The 18,244-nt window shown below is 63.9% G+C and carries 21 protein-coding genes; 11 read left to right on the top strand and 10 right to left on the bottom strand.

Translation table 11 applies throughout. The features are described from left to right. Position 1: 1 nt before the first annotated feature. The 5 genes from DXY35_RS12165 to DXY35_RS12145 all read left to right on the top strand — a co-directional run bounded on the left by DXY35_RS12165 (position 2) and on the right by DXY35_RS12145 (position 3,176). Positions 2-343 (top strand): phosphomannose isomerase type II C-terminal cupin domain, encoded by a 342-nt coding sequence (locus DXY35_RS12165; protein WP_115082555.1) that lies wholly within the window; start codon positions 2-4, stop codon positions 341-343. 104 nt (positions 344-447) lie between these two features. Further along, complete coding sequence (locus tag DXY35_RS12160; protein ID WP_115082584.1) at positions 448-2,229, top strand: DEAD/DEAH box helicase; 1,782 nt, start codon at positions 448-450, stop codon at positions 2,227-2,229. Positions 2,230-2,255: 26 nt separating this feature from the next. Then, positions 2,256-2,477: a hypothetical protein gene (locus DXY35_RS12155; RefSeq protein ID WP_244273160.1), complete on the top strand. Its 222-nt coding sequence runs from the start codon at positions 2,256-2,258 to the stop codon at positions 2,475-2,477. Positions 2,478-2,503: 26 nt separating this feature from the next. After that, entirely contained in the window at positions 2,504-2,779 is a 276-nt protein-coding gene (locus DXY35_RS12965) for a hypothetical protein (protein ID WP_170950643.1), read from the top strand. A gap of 109 nt (positions 2,780-2,888) precedes the next feature. After that, complete coding sequence (locus DXY35_RS12145) at positions 2,889-3,176, top strand: RNA-binding protein (RefSeq protein WP_011364605.1); 288 nt, start codon at positions 2,889-2,891, stop codon at positions 3,174-3,176. Positions 3,177-3,179: 3 nt separating this feature from the next. Here DXY35_RS12145 and DXY35_RS12140 read toward each other — a convergent pair whose 3' ends face one another. After that, positions 3,180-3,374: a hypothetical protein gene (locus DXY35_RS12140; protein WP_115082553.1), complete on the bottom strand. Its 195-nt coding sequence runs from the start codon at positions 3,372-3,374 to the stop codon at positions 3,180-3,182. Between the two features lie 101 nt (positions 3,375-3,475). Between DXY35_RS12140 and DXY35_RS12135 the strand changes: the two genes are divergently transcribed. The 3 genes from DXY35_RS12135 to DXY35_RS12125 all read left to right on the top strand — a co-directional run bounded on the left by DXY35_RS12135 (position 3,476) and on the right by DXY35_RS12125 (position 8,405). After that, positions 3,476-5,233, top strand: coding sequence for an ABC transporter ATP-binding protein (locus tag DXY35_RS12135; RefSeq protein WP_170950642.1), 1,758 nt, complete (start codon positions 3,476-3,478; stop codon positions 5,231-5,233). A gap of 62 nt (positions 5,234-5,295) precedes the next feature. Further along, positions 5,296-7,395, top strand: coding sequence for a cation:proton antiporter (locus tag DXY35_RS12130; RefSeq protein WP_115082582.1), 2,100 nt, complete (start codon positions 5,296-5,298; stop codon positions 7,393-7,395). Between the two features lie 65 nt (positions 7,396-7,460). Further along, positions 7,461-8,405 (top strand): LCP family protein, encoded by a 945-nt coding sequence (locus DXY35_RS12125; RefSeq protein ID WP_115082552.1) that lies wholly within the window; start codon positions 7,461-7,463, stop codon positions 8,403-8,405. Here the strand turns inward: DXY35_RS12125 and psbP are convergent, their stop codons facing one another. Next, on the bottom strand, positions 8,406-8,960 hold the full coding sequence (gene psbP / locus DXY35_RS12120; RefSeq protein ID WP_115082581.1) for a photosystem II reaction center PsbP: 555 nt from the start codon (positions 8,958-8,960) through the stop codon (positions 8,406-8,408). Between the two features lie 134 nt (positions 8,961-9,094). On the opposite strand from psbP, the gene recR reads away from it, so the two are divergent. Beyond that, a complete protein-coding gene (gene recR, locus DXY35_RS12115; protein WP_170950649.1) occupies positions 9,095-9,670 on the top strand; it encodes a recombination mediator RecR in 576 nt (191 codons plus the stop codon). Beyond that, the gene (gene lipA / locus DXY35_RS12110) at positions 9,667-10,566 is read left to right on the top strand and encodes a lipoyl synthase (protein ID WP_115082551.1); all 900 of its coding nucleotides are present in this window, start codon (positions 9,667-9,669) and stop codon (positions 10,564-10,566) included. Before recR ends, lipA begins: the two co-directional genes overlap by 4 nt. Here the strand turns inward: lipA and DXY35_RS12105 are convergent. The 8 genes from DXY35_RS12105 to lysA form a co-directional block, all read right to left on the bottom strand. Further along, positions 10,551-11,048, bottom strand: coding sequence for a hypothetical protein (locus DXY35_RS12105; RefSeq protein WP_115082580.1), 498 nt, complete (start codon positions 11,046-11,048; stop codon positions 10,551-10,553). The two genes, lipA and DXY35_RS12105, sit on opposite strands and share 16 nt — an antisense overlap. Before the next feature lie 34 nt (positions 11,049-11,082). Further along, positions 11,083-12,054 carry a DUF952 domain-containing protein gene (locus DXY35_RS12100; protein ID WP_115082550.1) on the bottom strand — a complete coding sequence of 324 codons (972 nt, stop codon included), beginning with the start codon at positions 12,052-12,054 and terminating at the stop codon, positions 11,083-11,085. A 48-nt stretch (positions 12,055-12,102) separates the two neighbouring features. Next, positions 12,103-13,086: a rhodanese-related sulfurtransferase gene (locus DXY35_RS12095; protein WP_115082549.1), complete on the bottom strand. Its 984-nt coding sequence runs from the start codon at positions 13,084-13,086 to the stop codon at positions 12,103-12,105. A 66-nt stretch (positions 13,087-13,152) separates the two neighbouring features. Then, positions 13,153-13,323, bottom strand: coding sequence for a hypothetical protein (locus tag DXY35_RS12960; RefSeq protein ID WP_170950638.1), 171 nt, complete (start codon positions 13,321-13,323; stop codon positions 13,153-13,155). Between the two features lie 274 nt (positions 13,324-13,597). Continuing rightward, complete coding sequence (gene bioB / locus DXY35_RS12090; protein ID WP_115082548.1) at positions 13,598-14,593, bottom strand: biotin synthase BioB; 996 nt, start codon at positions 14,591-14,593, stop codon at positions 13,598-13,600. Then, positions 14,590-15,372 carry an isoprenyl transferase gene (locus DXY35_RS12085; protein WP_115082547.1) on the bottom strand — a complete coding sequence of 261 codons (783 nt, stop codon included), beginning with the start codon at positions 15,370-15,372 and terminating at the stop codon, positions 14,590-14,592. The genes bioB and DXY35_RS12085 overlap by 4 nt, the downstream gene beginning before the upstream one ends. Then, the gene (cdaA, locus tag DXY35_RS12080; protein ID WP_115082546.1) at positions 15,369-16,199 is read right to left on the bottom strand and encodes a diadenylate cyclase CdaA; all 831 of its coding nucleotides are present in this window, start codon (positions 16,197-16,199) and stop codon (positions 15,369-15,371) included. Before cdaA ends, DXY35_RS12085 begins: the two co-directional genes overlap by 4 nt. A 22-nt stretch (positions 16,200-16,221) precedes the next feature. Then, positions 16,222-17,601, bottom strand: coding sequence for a diaminopimelate decarboxylase (gene lysA, locus DXY35_RS12075; protein WP_115082545.1), 1,380 nt, complete (start codon positions 17,599-17,601; stop codon positions 16,222-16,224). Positions 17,602-17,604: 3 nt separating this feature from the next. Here lysA and rimI point away from each other — a divergent pair, with 3 nt between their 5' ends. Continuing rightward, the gene (rimI, locus tag DXY35_RS12070) at positions 17,605-18,120 is read left to right on the top strand and encodes a ribosomal protein S18-alanine N-acetyltransferase (protein ID WP_115082578.1); all 516 of its coding nucleotides are present in this window, start codon (positions 17,605-17,607) and stop codon (positions 18,118-18,120) included. Positions 18,121-18,244 lie beyond the last annotated feature (124 nt).

The raw sequence follows: 18,244 nt of genomic DNA, 5'->3' as shown, positions 1-18,244 counted from the left end.
GATGCGGGTTGAGCGTCCCTGGGGCTGGTACGAATCGCTGAGCCAGGGGGACAACTATTTGGTCAAACGGCTGCTGGTTCGTGCCGGGCAGCAGTTATCCCTGCAGCGGCATCGTCATCGCAGCGAAAGTTGGACCGTGGTGTCCGGCTCGGGGGCTCTGCTGTGCGAAGACACCTGGCACGCCGCCAGCGCGGGCGTCATGCTCTCGATCCCCTGCGGCGCTGTGCATCGCGCCCGTGCAGACGGGTCAGATCTGCTGATTCTGGAAGTTCAGCACGGTGATGATCTGCGGGAAGACGACATCGAACGGCTGCAGGATGATTACGGCCGGGTGATAACTTAATTGCCAACCTTTGAAGCGTAGGCAACACAACCAGAGCGCAACTCTAACGTTGCAGGGAGGTTGTGAGCCTGATTTCAGAGATCAATCAGGCGAAGCCACCTTTCATGACTGAACAGCAACAGCAGCGCGACGATTCCGCCTGCGCAGTGGATCTTTCTGCGTCCGATCTGCCGGAATCCAACACCAATGCTGAGGTGTTCACCACCACCATCACATCGGCTGAACCGGAATCCGGTTTTGCCGGTTTTGGTTTCAGTGAGGCCCTGCTCCGCACCCTGGCGGACAAGGGATACAGCGAACCTTCTCCCATTCAGAGGGCGGCCTTCCCCGAGCTGATGCTCGGCCGCGATCTGGTGGGGCAGGCCCAGACCGGCACCGGCAAGACAGCAGCCTTTGCCCTGCCGTTGCTCGAGCGTCTCGAGAGCGGCCAGAAAACCCCCCAGGCCCTCGTGCTCGCCCCCACACGGGAGCTGGCGATGCAGGTGGCCGAATCGTTCAAGGCCTATTCCGCCGGCCATCCCCATCTGAAGGTCCTGGCGGTGTACGGCGGCACGGATTTCCGCTCCCAGATCAGTGCCCTCAGGCGCGGGGTTGATGTGGTGGTGGGCACCCCCGGCCGGGTGATGGACCACATGCGTCAGGGCACGCTCGACACCAGCGGTCTGCGCAGCCTGGTGCTCGATGAAGCGGACGAAATGCTCCGCATGGGCTTCATCGACGATGTGGAGTGGATCCTCGATCAGCTTCCTGAGCAGCGTCAGGTGGTGCTGTTCTCCGCGACGATGCCCCCTGAGATCCGTCGCCTGTCCAAGCGTTATCTCAAGGACCCGGCTGAGGTCACGATCCGCACCAAGGATCAGGAAGGCAAGCGGATCCGTCAGCGTTCGATCACGGTGCCGATGCCGCACAAGCTCGAGGCCCTGCAGCGGGTTCTCGACGCCTGTGGTGGTGAGGGGGTGATCATTTTTGCCCGCACCAAGGCGATCACCCTGACCGTCGCCGAAACCCTTGAGGCCGGTGGCCATCAGGTGGCGGTGCTCAATGGCGACGTCCCCCAGAACCAACGGGAACGCACCGTGGAGCGGCTGCGCAGTGGATCGGTCGACATCCTTGTGGCCACCGACGTTGCAGCGCGGGGTCTCGATGTGGAGCGCATCGGCCTGGTGATCAACTACGACATGCCGTTCGACAGCGAGGCCTACGTGCACCGCATCGGCCGGACGGGCCGGGCTGGACGCACCGGAGAAGCGGTTCTGTTCGTGACTCCACGGGAACGCCGTTTCATCCGCAACCTCGAGCGGGCCACGGGCCAGCCGATCGAAGCGATGGAGGTGCCCGGCAACACGGCCATCAACCAGGGACGGCTGGACCGCCTGCGCAAGCGTTTGAGTGATGCGGCCCAATCCCAACGCCCTGATGCCGATGAAGCGGCCCTGCTCCAGGAGTTGATGCAGCGGGTGGCCACGGAGCTTGAGCTCAGCCCCGAGCAGCTGGCCATGGCGGCGCTCAACCTGGCCATCGGCCCTGATGCCCTGCTCCGCAAGGGCGACGACGACTGGATTCAGAACACCCGTCGCAACGACCGCGACCGCGATCGCCATTCAGGGGACCGCCGTGAGCGGCGCGAGCGTCCGGCACGGGCTCCTGAGGAGAACATGCAGCGCTACCGCGTTGAGGTGGGCCACCGCGATCGGGTCAAGCCGGGCAATCTGGTGGGTGCTATCGCCGGCGAGACCGGTCTGCAGGGCCGGATGATCGGCCGCATCCAGATTTATGACAATCACAGCCTGGTGGATCTTCCCAAGGGCATGCCGGAAGATGTGTTCAACAGCCTTCAGCGCCTGCGCGTGATGAACCGCGAACTGCAAATCAGCAAGGCCTCTTGATGCGTGTGCTGTTGGCCGTTGGTCTGATGTCGGCTCCCCTGGCTGCTTCAGCCTCGGACAACAGCCTGATCACCCAGTTCTGCAAAACGGCCGTTAAGGCCGAGCTTCATAGGGCTGGGACCGTTCCTCCGGAGGGGATGGTGGATGACACCTGCAGTTGTTTCCTCGCCGAGGTGCAGAACGGGGCGGGGATCCAGACGGCCCAGGCCACCTGCAAGGCCAAGGCTGCCGAGACCTACGGCCTCTGATCCCCGGGGATCAAAAACCGTCAGAGATGACTCACCTGAACGGTGGCCTCGGGCTGAAGCAGGGCCAATTTCTCCACCACCTGAATCAGCTCGATCTGCTCGCTCGGCGTGGCTTACCGGATCAAGTTGTTGAGCAGCACAAGCTTGTCCAGTGGATCCAGTTCTCCGTCGGCGGTCCAGGCCAGGACTTGGAAACAAAGGCTGTCGAATCTCATCTCTCTCCTGCGTCAGGGTCTTCTGACAATGGAGTGGATGGCTCGGTTGCTGGCGAGTCTTCGCAATTGCTTCTTTTTTTGTGTTGATTCGTGCGACTGCCCTGTAACGTCATCGGGTTCAAGCTTGAGCACTGGCCCTTTCCGAGCTTTCGGAACCAGCTCAAGCGACTGAGCACGTTCAACGGTTCCACGGTCCATGACCATCTACATCGGCAATCTTTCGTTCCAGGCGGAGCAGGAGCACCTCTTCGATCTCTTCAGTGAGTACGGCGAGGTCAAGAACTGCAGCCTGCCCCTGGATCGTGAGACCGGCCGCAAACGCGGTTTCGCCTTCGTCGAAATGGTCAACGATGCCGATGAGCAGAAAGCCATCGACGATCTTCAGGACGTGGAGTGGATGGGCCGCATGATCCGCGTCAGCAAAGCGACCCCTCGGGAGCGCTCCGGCGGCCCCCGTGGTGGTGGCGGCGGTTACCGCGGCTGAGGCTCAGGCCTCGGCCTCCATCAGGTCCAATTCCATTTCACGCAAGCTCAGCCGACGCAGCACGCCATCGCTGCTGTTGGCTGAGCTTTCCTGATGCTCACGGGCGTCCTGGAACTGGGGCAAGACAGCCCGCAGTCCGCGGCGTTTCTGCCGTGCCAGGTAGCGATGAAAGCGGTTGAACGACCTTGATCGGCTCATGGCACCTCCTTCAGTTGTGGTTCCGTTGTAGTGCGTCTTCAGGGGTGAAAACCGTGTCGGAACGAACCCTCAGGAAAGCTTCAGGAAATCGCTCCCCCTTGATGCGGTTGTTGCGCCATCTGGCGCCGCAGCGCCGCCTGGTGGTTGCAGCAGTGATCTGCTCCCTGCTCAACAAGCTGTTCGATCTGGCCCCGCCGATCTTGATCGGCTTGGCCATGGATGTGGTGTTGCTCAAGGAGCAATCCGTGCTGGCGGGTTTCGGTCTGAAGACCGCCGGCCAGCAACTGTGGGGTCTGGCCCTGCTCACTTTTGTGATCTGGGCGGCGGAGTCGCTGTTCGAATACCTCTACGACGTGCTCTGGCGCAACCTGGCGCAAACCACGCAGCACAGCCTCAGGCTCGAGGCCTACGACCATCTGCAGAAGCTGCAGCTGGCCTTTTTCGAGCAGGACAACACCGGTCGCCTGATGGCGGTGCTCAATGACGACATCAACCAGCTCGAACGGTTTTTGGATCGGGGTGCCAACCAGATCCTGCAGTTGATCACCACCGTGCTGGTGGTGGGCATCGGCATGGCGATGGTGGCGCCGGAGGTGGCCCTGTTCGCCTACCTGCCGATCCCGGTGATTCTCTGGGGCTCGCTGCATTTCCAGCGCCAGCTGGCGCCGCGCTATCGGGAGGTGCGTGCAAGGGCGGGCGACCTCGCCTCCCGGCTTGCCAACAACCTGGGGGGGGTGCTCACGATCAAGAGTTTCACCGCTGAGGCTCTGGAGCTGGAGCGCCTGCGGGCAGAAAGCCTGGCCTACCGCCAGAGCAATGCCCGGGCGATTCGTCTCTCGGCGGCCTTCATCCCCTTGATTCGCTTCGCGATTCTGTTCGCCTTTCTGGCGATCCTGTTGATCGGTGGTTTCAAGGCCCTGGCCGGGGAACTGCCGGTGGCCACCTACAGCGTTCTGGTGTTCATCACCCAGCGGCTGCTATGGCCGCTCACCGCCATTGGCCGCACCCTCGATGAGTACCAGCGCTCGATGGCCTCCACGCAACGGGTGCTTGATCTGATCGATACGCCGGTGTTGATCCAGGGCGGGACAGTGCCGGTGGATCCGCAGCGGCTGAAGGGTGAGATTCGCTTTGAAGCTGTGGATTTCGCCTATGCCGGCCGATCAACGCTGCTGCAGGGCTTCGATCTCACCGTGCCAGCGGGATCGACCCTCGGCATCGTCGGTGCGACGGGGTCTGGCAAGAGCACCGTGGTGAAGCTGCTGCTGCGGCTCTATGAGCGAGATGGAGGACGCATCTGCCTTGATGGAGTCCCCATCGACACCCTGCAGCTGCAGGACCTGCGCCGCTGCATCGCTCTGGTAAGTCAGGACGTCTACCTCTTCCACGGCACCGTGGCCGAGAACATCGCCTATGGCGTTGCAGATCCCGATCCGGTGGCAATTGAGCAGGCCGCTCGCCTGGCGGAAGCCGCTGGCTTCATCGACGCCCTGCCCCAGGGTTACGACACCCTGGTGGGGGAGCGGGGGCAGCGCCTCTCCGGCGGACAGCGTCAGCGCATCGCTTTGGCCCGCGCCATCCTCAAGGATGCGCCGGTGCTGGTGCTCGATGAAGCCACTGCAGCGGTGGATAACGACACCGAAGCCGCCATCCAGCGCTCCTTGGCGCAGATCACCCAGCACCGCACCACTGTGGTGATCGCTCACCGGCTCAGCACGGTGCGCCATGCCGATTGGATTGTGGTGATGGATCAGGGCCGGATTGTGGAGCAGGGCAGCCACGACAGCCTTGTGGACCAGGGCGGGATCTACACCAACCTCTGGCAGGTGCAGGCCGGCGAAGGGCTTATCGCTTCCTGAAGCAGCTGTTGTTGCCGGCAGATCCCGCGACCATGCTGGGTCCGCAAGCCGGCGGTGCAGCCATGGCCATGCAGGCCTCGATTAGCCACGTCATGCATCACCCCCTCGGGGTGTTCTCGCTGTTGGTGGCGATCAGTGCGGCGGTGCCGCCGTTGATCCGGCGGCTGGGTCTGCCCGACCTGGTGGGGTTGCTGGCGGCTGGTGTGGTGGTGGGCCCCCATGCCTTGAACTGGGTCGACAGCAGCAGCGAAACGGTGCGGCTGCTTTCCGATCTCGGGGCGGTGTATCTGCTGTTCACCATGGGGTTGGAGATCGACCTGGAGGAGTTCAACCGGGTCAAACGCCGCTCGTTCATCTATGGCCTGCTGATCCTGTTGATCGGCGTGGGCACGGGCGTGTCGATCGGCCTGATGGCGGGCTTCGCCTCGGTGTCGTGCCTGTTGCTCGGCGCCCTGATGGCCACCCACACCCCCTTGGGTTACCCGATCGTGCGCAGTTATGGCGCTCAGAAGGATGAGTCGGTGGTGGTGAGCGTGGGCAGCACGATCTTCACCGACATCGTGGCTCTGCTGCTGCTGGCGGTGGGGCTGGGGCTGGGCCAGGGCAGCCTCAGCGGGCTGGGCCTGGGCCTGCTGCTGCTCAAGATCGGTGGCTTCGCTCTGGTGGTGGTGATCGGCATCCGCTGGCTGGGCCGGCGCCTGGTGCTGCGCGGCATCAGCGATGAAAACCGGATGGTGCTTGCTGTTCTGGTGGCCCTGTTCCTGGCCTCCCTCGGGGCTGAGCTGGCCGGCGTTGAGAAGATCGTCGGCGCCTTCCTGGCTGGTCTGGCGGTGAATTCCGTGTTGCCTGAGGGCCGGGTGAAGGAGCAGGTGATCTTTGTGGGTGGCGTGCTGTTCATCCCGATCTTCTTCATCGATCTGGGCTTGCTGCTGGATCTGGGCAGCCTTGGCGAGAGCCTGGGCAACTTTCAGTTCACCGCGCTGATGCTGGTGGGCGCCATCGGCGGCAAGGGCCTGGCGTCGTGGGTCAGCGGACGGCTGTTCGGTTATCGCCGCGCCCAGATCCTGATGATGTGGTCGCTGACGATGCCCAAGGTGGCCGCGACATTGGCCACGGCCTTCATCGGCTACCAGGCGGGCCTGCTCAATCAAACCGTGCTGAACAGCGTGCTGGCGGTGATGGTGGTGACCGCCACCCTGGGGCCGATCATCACTGAGCAGTCGGTGACCCGGCTCAAGGATCCCAGCCCCGATGCGTTGCCGGTCAGCTTCGGTGAGGAGGCGGCGGTGCTGGACGGCGTTAACGAGGTGGTGCAGCGCCCCCTGCGCATCGTGGTGCCGGTGGCCAACCCCAGCACCGAGAAGGGGTTGCTGAGCATGGCTGCTCGGCTGGTGCAGGGCTCATCGGGGGCTGAAGGTGTGCTGTTGCCCCTGGCGATGGTGAATCCCAGCCTCGAGGAGATGCGCGGTGGCTTGAACCGGGCCGTTGCGGCAGCGCGCGGACGCCTCAGCACGGCGGAGAGCATCGGCGCCCAGTTGGCTGTGCCCACCCGCAGCCTGCTGCGGCTGGATGAAGACATCGCCGGCGGCATGAGCCGCACAGCCTTGGAGCAGGCCGCGGATCTGTTGCTGATTGGTGCAGCCCGTAGTGATCAACTCCGGGCCTGGCTGATGGGCGACATCGTTGATGGGGTCTGCCGCACGGCCCACTGTCCGGTGGTGGTGGTGAATCTTGGCCGTGAGACCGATAGCGGTCTGGGCCGGATCCTCGTTCCGATCAAAGACCTCTCCGCCAGTGCCCGCGAGCAGTTCGAACTGGCGCTGCGGGTGATCAACTCAGCCCCGGAGGATCAGCGCGTGCGGATCACCCTGCTGCATGTGCACGACCCCCGCTTCAGTGGCCAGGACCGTCATTGGATGGAACAGCAGCTGATCCGCTGGCGCCCGCCGGGGATTCCGGAGGAGCGGTTCCACATCGTGATCGTGCGGGGGCCCGGCATCGACGGGGCCATTCATCGCCTCAGTCGCGAACACGATCTGGTGATCCTGCGCACCCAGCGCAGGCGGGTTGCCGGTCTGCCGATTCCCGGCAGTGATCGCACTAGCAAATTGATCCGTCAGCTCCCCTGCGCCTCGATGGTGATCAGCGATCCGTTGGTTTAACAGAGGCCTGCGCCCCTCTACCCGAGATGGGACGAGCGCGCCAAGATGCTCACAGCACGTGTTCCATGCCACAAGCCCCCCCTGCTAAGGCGTCATCTGAGGCCATCAATTGGCCGGTGGTTGCTGCTGTGGTGGCGGGTCTCAGCGGTGGCCTGATTCTTTCGGTTCCGCTGAGCCGGTTGATCACGGCGCCATCCAGCACGGCAGATCAACCTTTCGCGCTGCTTCAGCCCGCGCCGCTTTCCAACCCGTTTGCCGGTTGGACAGGCTTCGGGGCCAGGGAGGTGGTGGTGCTGGGCCGGGACCGCACCAGTAGCAGCACCGATGTGATCTTCACGGTGCGGGTGGATGGCACCACCACATCGATCACCCAGATCCCACGCGACAGCTACATCGATGCCGAGGGCTTCGGCGGCATCAAGCTCAATGCGCTGATGGCCTACGGCGGTGTGGAGGCGGTGGAGCAGGTGTTGTCGCGCCTGATGAACCGCCCAATCCGTCATCACATCGTGGTGCGCCTGGATGCGATCGAAACCCTGGCCAACCTGGTGGGGGGCATCGAAGTGGATGTTCCCAAGCGCCTGTACTACGTCGATCGCAGTCAGAACCTGTTGATCGACCTGCAGCCAGGACCTCAGCTGCTGAAGGGCAAGGATCTGGAGGGCTTTCTTCGTTGGCGCAACGACGGCCGCGGCGATTTCGGCCGTCTGGAACGGCAGCAGCTGGCGCTGAAGGGGCTGTTTGAGCAGATGAAACAACCGCAGAATCTGATCCGCCTGCCGGCCTTGATCACTGCGGCGGGGCAGGCGTTGGAGACGGATCTGGGGCCAATGGAACTGGGCGGGTTGGTCACCGCCATGGGCACCACCGAACTGAAGGCCTCCAGCCTGAGGGCGGTTCCGTTCGATGCCGACGGCATCAGCTACCTGGATACGGAGTGGCCGGCGCACTCGAGCACTGGCGCCGATTCAGGTGACCACAACGGCCGGCGTTTTCGCTTCCTGTTCTGATCAAATCAGCAGGGTCAGTGAGTGCACCACCCGGCCGCAGAGGTCACCCACCTTGCCCCAGCGGTCTTCATTGACGCTTGTGGCCAGGGTATAGAGCCGGCCGCGGTCCACCACGACGGTCGCCAACTCGTGGCGGTCGCGGTCTTCCAAGTGCACGGCGTACTCCAGGTCGTAGAAGGTGTGGCCATTCACTTCACGCTCCTGCGCTTCCACCAGCTCGGCGGTGCGGCCGCTGCCTGCGGTGGCGATCACTTCACGGCGCAGGCGCTCGCCAACGGCAACGGCGCTGCCCAGTTCACTCAGTTCGTTGTCTTCGTTCACCTTGTTGATCATCAGGCTCACGGTTTCATCGCTGTGGATCAGGTCGTGAAACACCACCCGGGGGCCGTTGCTCACCTGCACCTCGGTCCATCCGGTGGGATAGAGGAAGGCGAAACGGCCATCCGGGCTCTGGTACGACTGCAGCCCTGCCGTTGGTCCCGCCGCGCAGGCCCCCAGCACCAGAGCCAGAACGCCGCAAACGATCACGCGACTCAGAGACTGGAGGAGCTGCATCAGCGGGGCGATCAATCCACGGGCCATTCTGCCGTTGTGGCCTGATGGTCGTGGCCCCTGTTGCGGCAGATGATCTCCGCAACTCCTACATTTCCCGCATCGGCGGCAGACCCCTGAGCGGCTTCACCAAACCGTTGGCCCGGCTGATTGATCAGTTCGAGCGTCTGCCCGGCATCGGTCCGCGCACGGCCCAGCGGCTCGCGTTGCATCTGTTGAACCAACCGCAGGAGCAAATCCATCAGTTCGCTGATGCCCTGTTGGCGGCTCGTACCCAGGTGGGCCAGTGCCAAACCTGTTTCCACCTCTCCGCCGATCCTGAATGTGAGATCTGCCGTAATCCCGAGCGCCGCAACGGCGTGATCTGCGTGGTGGCCGATTCCCGCGATCTTCTGGCCCTGGAGCGCACCCGTGAATTTCAGGGCCGCTACCACGTGCTCGGTGGTCTGATCTCACCAATGGACGGCATTAGCCCGGAGCTGCTGCACGTCACCGAATTGGTGCAGCGCATCACCAATGAGGAGATCAGTGAGGTGATCCTGGCCCTCACCCCCAGCGTGGAAGGGGACACCACAAGCTTGTATTTAGGGAGATTGCTGAAGCCCTTCTGCTCGGTGAGCCGGATCGCCTACGGCCTGCCGATGGGCAGCGAACTGGAATACGCAGACGAGGTCACCCTCAGCCGCGCCCTTGAGGGGCGCCGGCCGGTATGAGCAAGTACAGCGCCATCCCCCCTGCCGAGCGATTGCCGGACTGGCTGCGGCGGCCGATCGGCAATGCCTCTCAATTGGAGCGGGTGCAGGGGCTGGTGAAGCAGAACCGTCTCCACACCATCTGTGAGGAGGGGCGCTGTCCTAACCGCGGCGAGTGCTACGCCGCCGGAACGGCGACGTTCCTCTTGGGTGGATCGATCTGCACCCGCAGCTGTGCCTTCTGCCAGGTGGACAAGGGTCAGGCCCCGATGCCGGTGGATGTCGCCGAAGCCGAGCGGGTGGCCGATGCTGTGGAGGCGATGCAGCTCCGTTATGTGGTGCTCACGGCGGTGGCCCGCGATGATCTCGCCGATCACGGCGCCAGCCTGTTCACCAGCACCATGGCAGCGATCCGAGCCCGCAATCCGCTGATCGCCCTTGAAGTGCTCACCCCCGATTTCTGGGGGGGCGTGTCGGATCACGATCAGGCGTTGGTGGCTCAACGGGAGCGATTGGCCACGGTGCTGGCGGCCCAGCCGGTTTGCTTCAACCACAACCTGGAAACGGTGCAGCGGTTGCAGGGGGAGGTGCGCCGCGGTGCCACCTATGAACGATCACTGGGTTTATTGGCGGCCGCCCGTGAGCTTGCGCCGGAAATCCCCACCAAGAGTGGCCTGATGCTCGGCTTGGGCGAGAACCGCGATGAGGTAATTGCCACCCTCAAGGATCTCCGCAGCGTGGATTGCCAACGGATCACCCTGGGGCAGTACCTGCGCCCCTCACTAGTGCACATTCCGGTGGCCCGCTATTGGACGCCCCAGGAGTTCGATGAGCTGGCGGAGGTGGCCCGAGAGCTGGGCTTTGCCCAGGTGCGCAGTGGTCCGCTGGTGCGCAGCAGTTATCACGCCGCCGACTGACGCCAGCCCCGCAGGCTGCGCTCCAGCACGGTGGCCACATCACCACTCATCAGGGCCCCGGCGCCGCCCCAGACCATCCGCAGGGGCAGATCCCAGAGCGCCGCTTCCACATCGCGGGATTTGCTGAAGCCGCGTTGGCGGAAGTAACGCACCAGCCGGCGGTGCTGCTGTTCGTCGTCGCGGATGGCCAGCAATCGGGCCCGGGAGCAGGGGGTGGCCTCCTGGGCCCAGGCCATGGTGGCCGCCCAGATCAGATCACCCACGCCGGCAGGCGCCTTTGGCATCACCCGCATCGTGTCGAGCTGCAGGCCTGTGGCGGCGGAATAGGCCCATCCCTTCATTTCCCCCAGCAGCAGCAGGTTGCCGCTGGAGCCTTGCTGGGCCACCACCAGCCGCAGGCTCCATAGCCCCAGGGGGCGGCCCACCTGCAACCGCAGCAGCAGGTCCCGTTCGCGGGCTTCGGCTTCCAGTTGCTCAAGCATCGATTGGGATCTGGCCACGGTCATGGTCGTCCGGTCATGCTGCCGCGGGCATGGTGCCGACCGAGCGCACTGCCTTCAAAGGCAGCGGCCCGTAGAGATGGGGGAACAGTTCGCCGGTGGGGATGGCATCGGCCCGCAGGGGAGCGTTCACGGCGGCGGGATCAATCTCCAGCAGCAGCACCTCGCCGGCGTCGGCGTAGAACCGCTCAAAGGTGGCCTGCACCTGCTCTTGCCAGGAGCAGTGGATGAAGCCCACCTGCTCCAGGCTCATTCCCCGGGTGGAGATGCGGTAGCTGCCGTTGGCCTGGGCGGCCTGCCAGTCGGCCTTGAGGGCCAGGTGAAACAGGGCTTGATCCTTGGGAACTGCCACGGCATCGGCGGGGAAGTGGTGTTGTTGCCCCCCGGCATTCCAGGGGTCGGCCCGCTGCATCAGCCGCTCAAAGCGGGGATCCTCGAGGAAGTGCTGGAGCCACTGGCGAAGAGCTTCCAGGCTGTTGTCGTTGTCGAATCCCTCGGGATCGGCGATCCGCCACTGCCGCACGAACGGCCAGAGGGCGGCATCCGCCAGCGAGCAGCGCTTGCCCAGCAGCCAGCCCTGATCAGCGATCCTCTGGTTCCAGTCCTGAAGGATGGCCAGCCCGGCGGCGCGCTGCTCGTCTTTGTTGGTGCCGGGGTAGCGGTCGGTGTATTTGAACCGGTCGAGATGATGTTTGAACGCACCGTCGTTCTGCTCGATCAGCGCTGAGGCATCGCCGGCGTTGCGCAGCTCGCGAGGGTCTGCTTGATCCAGGGCCCAGTGCATCACCGCCAGGCTTTCTTCGATCACGCTGCCGTCCGGCAACACCAACACGGGCACGGTGGCCTTGGGGGAGACCGCCAACATCTCCGCCGGTTTGGCCTTCAGTGCGATTTCCCGCCACTGAACCAACAGTCCTGCCTCCAGCAGAGCCCAGCGGGCGCGCATGGCGTAGGGGCAGCGTCGAAAGCTGTAAAGGATCGGCAGCACGGCATCGGGGTGGTCCCTGGCAGGGATTGTCCGATGCGGACTGACTGCTCAGGCCTGTTGCTGGTCGATGTTGTGTTGATCGATCTGACGTTGATCAATCTGGCGTTGCCGCATGGCGAAGCGTTCCCGGTCGGCATCGCTGAAGCGATCCACGCAGTGCACGCACTGCACCCCTTTGATGTAGCTCGGCAGTTCGCGTTGCTGGGCTGACACCGGCAGGCCGCAGGCGTGGCAAAGGCTGTGCTCTCCAGGTTCCAGCCGGTGGTTCAACGCCACCCGTTGATCAAAAACAAAGCACTCCCCTTGCCAGCGGCTTTCGGCTTCCGGCACCTGCTCGAGGTACTTGAGGATGCCGCCCCGCAGGTGGTGCACCTCTCCGAAACCCTGTTGCTGCAGGTAGCTGCTGGCTTTTTCGCAGCGGATCCCGCCGGTGCAGAACATGGCGATGCGCTTGCTGCCCTTCTCTTTGATCAGGGGCCGCAGCGAGGACTCTGCCCAGTGCGGGAAGTCGCGGAAGCTCTCGGTGCTGGGGTCGATGGCCCCCTCGAAGCTGCCGATCGCCGTTTCGTAGCTGTTGCGGGTGTCGATCACCAGGGTGTCGGGATCATCCACCATGGCATTCCAGTGTTCGGGTTCCACATAGGTGCCCACGCTGGCGCTGGGATCCACGCTGGCCACGCCGATGGTCACGATCTCCTTTTTGCGGCGGGCCTTGAAACGGCGGAACACCGGTTGTTCGGCCCAGCTGCGCTTCACCTCGAGCCGTGCGTAGTGGTCGTCGCCCAGATCCAACGAGGCGCGCAGGTGATCCAGCAGCGCATCAACGCCGTGCTCTGGTCCGCTGATCGTGCCATTCACCCCTTCATGGGCCACCAACACAGATCCGAGCACGCTGCCTTCGCGAGCCAGGCTCGGCAAGCTGCTAAGCAATGCCTCCCGACGCTCGTCATCCAGGGGCGTGAAGGCATAGAACGCCGCCACCAGGAGTCGGCTGTCCTTGGCCAGCACAGGCTCCAGGTTGCTTGGATCCACGCTCTTACCGGTTCAACAGTCCTCCAGCCTGCATCAGGCCGGGGGGTGCCACCGCGTTGTTGCTCCTCAGGCTTTCCTGCTGATCCGCACCGAAGCCGGCTTCAGGGGACAGGCCAGGGCATGGAAGGGCTTGTGCCCTCCTTCAAAGATCAGGCTTCCCATCGGTTGAGCGTTGGCGCTGTCGATCTTCATGGCTGAGCCACAGACCAGCACGGTGTAGCTCAACCGGGATGCCACCCACAATGAGTGTTTTGTGCAGTGTTTCCGGTTGGTGACAGTCGGGGTGGTCCCCGCAGGACCTGTCCGGCCGGATCTCAATAACGGTGATGGTGGTGACGCTGCCTGTCGTCCTTGATCGCTTCCAGGATCACCGAAAGAACAAACAGACCGAGCAGTGAGGGGATGACGATGGGATCAATCACGGCGCCTCATCGAAGGGCTGTTTCCGGTCTAGCCCTGCGCCCCCTCAGCCTGTGTGCCAGTGGGATGATCGTTACATGGGTGCAGCTGATCAGCGGGGCGAGCAGCTGGCCGGAGCCGCCGCGCCCTCATGCCAGTTGGCGGTCACCCCCGCATCGGCGAGCAGTTGGCGGTCGGCCTCCACATCCGGGTTGCCGGTGGTGAGCAGAACATCGCCGTAGAAGATCGAATCGGCCCCCGCCTGCAGGCAGAGGATCTGCGCTTCCCGGCTCATCGATTCACGGCCGGCGCTCAACCGCACCCGGGCATGGGGCATCAGGATCCTTGCGGTCGCCACCATCCGCACCAGCTCCAGCGGTTCGAAGGGAGCCTGCTCTTCCAAAGGGGTGCCTTCCACCGCCACCAGGCCGTTCACCGGAACGCTTTCGGGATGGGGGTTCATGCTGGCCAGCACCTGCAGCATGGAGGCGCGGTCCCGCAGGGTCTCACCCATGCCGATGATGCCGCCGCAGCAGAGGGTGACGCCGGCCTTTCGCACCCGTTGCAGGGTTTCCAGCCGTTCCTGATAGGTGCGGGTGGAAATGATCCTGTCGTAGTGCTCGGGGCTGGTGTCGAGGTTGTGGTTGTAGGCCGTGAGGCCGGCTTGGGCCAAGCGTTCCGCCTGCTGGTCGGTGAGCATCCCCGCGGTCACGCAGGCTTCCATCCCCATGCCGCGCACCCCCCGCACCATTTCGAGCATCGCCTCAAAGGGAGCGCCATCGCGGATCTCGCGCCAGGCCCAGCCCATGCAGAAACGATCAGCACCGGCTTCCTTGGCGGCCCGGGCCCGCTGAAGCACCGGCTCCACCTGCATCTGGGCCTCAAAGGCGGTGACGTCACTGCTGTTGTGGATCGACTGAGAGCAGTAGGCACAGTCTTCTTCGCAGCCCCCCGTTTTCACGCTCAGCAGTGAGGCCAGCTGCACCCGGTAGCCAGGGTTGGCTTCCCGATGCACGGTTTGGGCCTGCCAGAGCAGCTCCATCAAAGGAAGTTCCAGCAGGGTCTGGATCTCTTCGGTGGTCCAGTCGTGGCGGATGCTGAGGGTCATGGGCGGATCGGATCAAGACCGCCGAAGCGGCGGTGGCGACATTGGAAATCGAGCAGGGCGGCTTTCAAGGCATCGGCATTGAAGTCAGGCCAGAGCACATCGGTGACGTGAATTTCGGCATAGGCCAGCTGCCAGAGCAGGAAATTGCTGATGCGATGTTCGCCGCTGGTGCGGATCAACAGATCGGGATCCTGTTCGCCAGCTGTGAACAGTTCGGCGGCGATGCTGTTCTCGTCGATGCTGTCGGGGTCCAGCTCTCCCGCAGCAGCGCGTTGGGCCAGCCGCTGAGCGGCCTGCACCAGCTCCCGTCGTCCGCCGTAGTTGGTGCACACGTTGAAGTGAATGCCGTTGTTGCCCGCCGTGCGGGCCGTGGCATCGGCAATCAGCTCCTGCAGTTTCTGGGGCAGGGCTTTCAGATCGCCGAGAAAGCGGATCCGCACCTGTTCGGCCTCCAGAGCCTGCAGTTCGGCCTGCAACACCCGTTCGAAAAGGGTCATCAGGAAATTCACCTCCTCCCCCGGGCGCGACCAGTTCTCCGTGGAGAAGGCATAGGCCGTGAGGGCCTGGATGCCCCAGTCGCTGCACAGCCGCAGGGTGGACTTCAGCGCTTCAACGCCGGCACGATGCCCCATCACGCGAGGCAAACCCCGGGATTTCGCCCAGCGACCGTTGCCATCCATGATCAGGGCCACGTGCTGCGGGAGCCGACCTGGGTCGAGGTCCGCAGGCAGAAGCGAACGATCGGCCGTGTCAGTGCTGGTGGCCGGAGGGCGGCTCAAGACAGCGATTCGGACGGAGCGCTACCCACCGTACGCCGTGCCGGAGGCATCGATTCGGCCGTACTGAACAGTTCCTTGAGCAGTTCCTGGAGGCGGGAACTGGTGATCGGTCGTTCCAGCTTGCCTTGGTTCGCCAGCGACAGCGTTCCGGTTTCTTCCGACACCACGATGCAGATGCAGCGATCGAAGCGTTCGGTGATGCCGAGGGCCGCCAGATGGCGGGTGCCGAAACGGCTCACGCTGTCCCTTGACAGGGGAAGAATCACCCCCGCCGACTCGATGCGATTGCCCCGCACCAGCACGGCACCGTCGTGGAGGGGGGTGTCGGAGGCAAACAGGTTGAGCATCAGCTCGCGACTCAGCACAGCACCAATGGGGATGCCGGGATTGAGAAAGTCCTCAGGCCTCAGGTCGCTGCCCAGGTCCACCACAATCAGGGCCCCACGCCGCAACTGCGACAGCCGGCCCGCCGCCTCGGTGATCTGGCTAACGGTGCCTGCCGAAGCGCTGAACTCTTTCTGTGGATTTCCCAGCAACACGGCCAGACGGCCGGTGCCCAGCAGTTCCATCAGGCGCCGCAGCTCCCCTTGCCAAAGGATGGCCAGGGAGAGCGAACAGGCCATGACGAGCGCGTCCACCAGCTTTGTGGTGAGCGGCAGGTTGGCGAAGCGCTGGACGAACCAGGCCATCGCCACCAGAAACAACCAACCCCGGAGCAGCCAGAGGGTGCGCTGCTCGTTGACGCGGGAAAAAAGCAGAAAGCCGATGGAAGAGGCGAAGAGAACGTCGAGCACCAGGCGCGGATCCACCACCGCCAACACGTTCACTCCACCCTTCTCATCACTGACGTCAACGTAACGCGTTGAATCGTTCTGGCAAAACGTCGTAGCGCAGCAGGTCATCCGGCTGCTCCCGCTTCTGCACCAGTTCAGCTGCCCCGTTGTGCACCAGAACGGCAGCGGGCCTAGGGATCCGGTTGTAGTTCGAACTCATCGAGGCGTTGTAGGCACCGGTGGCAAACACGGTGACGATGTCACCACTCTCGGTGGTGGGCAGGGGCAGGTCCTTCAGCAGCACATCGCCGGATTCGCAGTGCTTGCCCACTAGGTTCACGCTTTCGTCTGGCTTGGCCAGGGGGCGATCGGCCAGGCGGCAGGTGTAGAGCGACTGGTAAGTGATCGGGCGAGGGTTGTCGCTCATGCCACCGTCGATGGCCACGTAGGTGCGCACGTTCGGGATCGTTTTGCGCGAGCCCACCGAATACAGGGTCACGCCGGCGGTCGCCACCAGGGAACGGCCCGGTTCGCACATCAACCGCGGCAGCTCGAGGCCCCGTTCCTGGCAAGCGGTGGTGACGGCTTCGGCTACTACCTGGATCCACTGCTCAATGCTCGGGGGGTCGTCCGACTCCACGTAGCGAATTCCCAGGCCGCCGCCCACGTTGAGGTCGCTCACGGGATGGCCCAGGTCACGGGCCAGTTTCAGCTTGTCGGCCATCACCGCCGCCAGATCCCGGTGGGGCTCGAGTTCAAAAATCTGGGATCCGATGTGGGCGTGCAGCCCGGTGAGTTGGGCCCAGGGCTGTCCCACCAGGCTGCGCAGCACGGGTTCCACCTGGTCGGGATCGAAGCCGAACTTGCTGTCCAGGTGACCGGTGCGGATGTATTCGTGCGTGTGGCACTCGATGCCGGGGGTGAAGCGCAGCATCAGGCGAGCCGGTTCCGATCCCGCAGGAACCAGTTCAGCGAGGCGGTCGAGGTCGTGCTGGTTGTCCACCACGATCGTCACCTTGTTGGCGTAGGCGAGCAGCAGCTCTTCGTCGGATTTGTTGTTGCCGTGCAGCACCATGCGATCCCCGGGCATCCCCCCCCGCAGGGCCGTCAGCAATTCACCGGCGGACACGGCATCCAGCCCCAGCCCCTCGGAGGCCGCCAGGCTGCTCATCACCAGAGAGCTGTTGGCTTTGGAGGCGTAGATCGGCAGGGATGGCCCGGCGTAATGCTTCTCCAGGGCCTGGCGGTAGGCCCGGCACGTGGCCCGAACGGTGGCTTCGTCCAGCACATACAACGGTGTGCCGTAACGCTCTGCCAGATCGCTGAGACGACACCCGCCCACAACAAGACGGTCGGTGTCGTCGAGTTCTGTGGTGATTGGGGTCAGGTTTCGATTGGGGCTCTCCGCATCCCGGTTGGCCTCGAAGGGCCGTTGACTGGTGATGGTTTGGGTCACGGAGTGGCGGCGTCGAAGGGCAATCTAGGAATCGACCCTGCAGGGGGCGGATCGACTGCGCAGATCCTGCGTCTTGACCCGTCCTGGCAGCAAGCCTGTCTGGCACTGGATCAACGGGCGCTCAACGGCCTCTGGACCGCAGAGCAATGGCGGCGTGAGCTGGACGACCCCCGGCGCCTCTGCATCGGTCTTGTACAGGCCGATGCCCTGTTGGGGGTGGCCTGCGGCTGGATGGTGGCAGATGAACTGCATATCACGACGGTGGCTGTGGATCCCGACAGGCGTCGCAGCGGCCATGGAGATGTGCTTTTGAAAGCACTGTTGCAACGGGCACGACAGCACGGTGCCGTGCACGCCACCCTCGAGGTGGCCAGCGACAACGTTGCCGCTCTGGCGCTTTACGCCAAAGCCGGTTTCCGCACCGCAGGCACCCGTTCCGGGTACTACTCCGATGGTCGCGACGCCCTCATTCAGTGGTGTCGCATCCCGTCAGCGCCGTCGCCCACGTCGGCGGCTTGAAGTTGTTCGGTTTCCCGTCCCTGGGAGACAAAAAAAGCGGTGAATCTTGTGGGATTCATTGTTATTTTTTGTGCGCTTCAGGTCAGTCTCAGACTGGAAAGTGACCGAACAAACCGAACACTCG

Source organism: Synechococcus sp. N32, assembly GCF_900473895.1.
GTDB lineage: Bacteria > Cyanobacteriota > Cyanobacteriia > PCC-6307 > Cyanobiaceae > Parasynechococcus.
The sequence above is the reverse complement of the archived record's forward strand: the minus strand, read 5'-3'. Positions and strand labels throughout refer to the sequence as shown.

What these genes read in the sequence shown, in the direction of transcription:
- bioB (WP_115082548.1), bottom strand. Translation starts at nt 14,593, where the DNA reads ATGACCCTCAGCATCCGCCACGACTGGACCACCGAAGAGATCCAGACC.
- DXY35_RS12135 (WP_170950642.1), top strand. Translation starts at nt 3,476, where the DNA reads ATGCGGTTGTTGCGCCATCTGGCGCCGCAGCGCCGCCTGGTGGTTGCA.
- DXY35_RS12145 (WP_011364605.1), top strand. Translation starts at nt 2,889, where the DNA reads ATGACCATCTACATCGGCAATCTTTCGTTCCAGGCGGAGCAGGAGCAC.
- DXY35_RS12155 (WP_244273160.1), top strand. Translation starts at nt 2,256, where the DNA reads ATGTCGGCTCCCCTGGCTGCTTCAGCCTCGGACAACAGCCTGATCACC.
- DXY35_RS12105 (WP_115082580.1), bottom strand. Translation starts at nt 11,048, where the DNA reads ATGCTTGAGCAACTGGAAGCCGAAGCCCGCGAACGGGACCTGCTGCTG.
- lipA (WP_115082551.1), top strand. Translation starts at nt 9,667, where the DNA reads ATGAGCAAGTACAGCGCCATCCCCCCTGCCGAGCGATTGCCGGACTGG.
- DXY35_RS12130 (WP_115082582.1), top strand. Translation starts at nt 5,296, where the DNA reads ATGGCCATGCAGGCCTCGATTAGCCACGTCATGCATCACCCCCTCGGG.
- DXY35_RS12125 (WP_115082552.1), top strand. Translation starts at nt 7,461, where the DNA reads ATGCCACAAGCCCCCCCTGCTAAGGCGTCATCTGAGGCCATCAATTGG.
- psbP (WP_115082581.1), bottom strand. Translation starts at nt 8,960, where the DNA reads ATGCAGCTCCTCCAGTCTCTGAGTCGCGTGATCGTTTGCGGCGTTCTG.
- DXY35_RS12965 (WP_170950643.1), top strand. Translation starts at nt 2,504, where the DNA reads ATGACTCACCTGAACGGTGGCCTCGGGCTGAAGCAGGGCCAATTTCTC.
- DXY35_RS12160 (WP_115082584.1), top strand. Translation starts at nt 448, where the DNA reads ATGACTGAACAGCAACAGCAGCGCGACGATTCCGCCTGCGCAGTGGAT.
- DXY35_RS12165 (WP_115082555.1), top strand. Translation starts at nt 2, where the DNA reads ATGCGGGTTGAGCGTCCCTGGGGCTGGTACGAATCGCTGAGCCAGGGG.
- DXY35_RS12140 (WP_115082553.1), bottom strand. Translation starts at nt 3,374, where the DNA reads ATGAGCCGATCAAGGTCGTTCAACCGCTTTCATCGCTACCTGGCACGG.